The organism is Halorubrum sp. AJ67, from assembly GCF_000513435.1.
This window is the reverse complement of record NZ_CBVY010000002.1, coordinates 154317-156038: the sequence shown is the minus strand read 5'-3', so window position 1 is coordinate 156038 and position 1722 is coordinate 154317. Positions and strand designations below refer to the sequence as shown.

At 68.1% G+C, this 1722-nt stretch carries 2 protein-coding genes; both read right to left on the bottom strand.

Features of this window, described 5'->3' with window-relative positions:
• Positions 1-223 precede the first annotated feature (223 nt).
• Positions 224-508 carry a hypothetical protein gene (locus BN903_RS02795; protein WP_048076281.1) on the bottom strand — a complete coding sequence of 95 codons (285 nt, stop codon included), beginning with the start codon at positions 506-508 and terminating at the stop codon, positions 224-226.
• Between the two features lie 174 nt (positions 509-682).
• Positions 683-1543 carry a mechanosensitive ion channel family protein gene (locus BN903_RS02790; RefSeq protein WP_048076280.1) on the bottom strand — a complete coding sequence of 287 codons (861 nt, stop codon included), beginning with the start codon at positions 1541-1543 and terminating at the stop codon, positions 683-685.
• Positions 1544-1722 lie beyond the last annotated feature (179 nt).

Genomic DNA, 1722 nt, shown 5'->3' with positions numbered 1-1722 from the left:
GTGACCGAGAAGCTCGTCCCCGCCGGACTGAACGGCTACCGGTTCCGGTCGAACCGCTGGCAGGCCGTCAGCCGGCAGTACAGACCGGGCGCGGGCGACGCCGAGGAAGAGGTCTAGCGGTTCCGTTGGACTCGTCCGCGGGAGACACGTTCGGAATCGATTCCGCGTGCGACGGGCTAAGCGGTCGTCGAACGCGCCGCTAGTGGGAGTCAGTCGGAATCGGCTACAGCAGCGCGATCCCGGCACCGACGGCGGCGCTCGTCAGCGCGAGGCCGGCGAGGGCGACCGTCGTTTTTCCACGTTGTCCGCTGGGACCGTCGTCACCTGAGCCGAAGCCGCTGAAGCCGGTCAGAACGCCGAAACCGACCGCAACCGCGGAGAGTCCACCGAAGAGCGCCAGCACCGTCCAGATCTCGAGTCCGTGCTGTCCCACTTCCCGTGCGGCCGTCCCGGCGAGGAGGACGCCGGCCGCTATCGGGGCCGCGGCTATCGCGTCGTTGGAGGGCATCAGTTCGGATACCTAACGCGAGTCTCAAAAGGATAGTGATGCCGTCGACGCGACGGGCGGTTCTCATCGGCCCCCCGACTTGTCCGATACCGCTCCTGAAAACCGGGATTCGAAGGTGACCCGGCGGCGGCCCCGAGACGGTCGGACGCCGAACGACGTCGACCGACGCCGCCGTCACTCGTCGTCCGCGACCGATTCGAGGACCTCGACGCTCCCGGTGAGCTGCCGGTGGACGTACGGCATGTCGATGCCGGCGTCGTCGAACGCCTCCTTCACCGCGGTGACGTACTCGGAGCGCACCCGGACGAAGTCGCCGCGGTCGGGGTCGTCGATCCACCAGCGCGACTGGAGCCCGACCGCGGAGTCACCGAGTTCGGTGACGCGGACGGACACGCCCGGGTCGTCGAGGATCTCCTCGTGTTCCTCGGCCTTCTCGACGATGATGTCGGTCGCCTCGCCGATGTCGTCGTCGTAGCCGATCCCGAAGACGAACTTCTGGCGAAGCGTGTCGTACGCGACGGGGTTCGTCACCGCGTTGTTCGCGAGGTCGCCGTTCGGCACGGTGACCAGCTCGTTGTCGAACGTCCGGACGCGGGAGACGCGCAGGTCGATCTCCTCGACGCGACCGGAGTTACCGTCCCACTCGATCCAGTCGCCGACCTCGAACGGCTTGTCCTTCAGGATGAACACGCCGGCGACGAAGTTGCCGAGGAGGTCCTGCGCGGCGAAGCCGACCGCGAGCGCGATAGCGCCGCCGAAGACGGCGAACGCCGAGAGGAACGCGCCGTAGCCGGCCACGGCGAACCCGATCGCGATCGCGGCCACCCAGACGACGGCGTTGAGCACGTTCGTCCCGAGGCTCAACACCGCCTCGTCGAACCCGCGCGACCTGACGATCCGCCGGAGCCCCGGAATCAGTACGTACTTGCCGAGCAGCAGCACGGCCACGAAGCCGGCGACGAACCTGAGCGCCGTCGTCGCGATCGCCGCCACGTCGACCGCGTTCGTGATCGCGTCGACCTGTAAGAGATACATCACCCGCTCTTTCGGGAGACTATATAAAGAAGCTACTGGCAGCGCGGTTGTTTACGCCCGGTCCGCGGTCCTGTCGGCCGGTTCGCGGTCCCGTCAGCCGGTCCGCGATCCCGTCGGCCAGTTCGACGCTCGCGGCCGCTTCAGTCGCTCCGAACCGCGACGCGGGCCGTCGCCGCGGG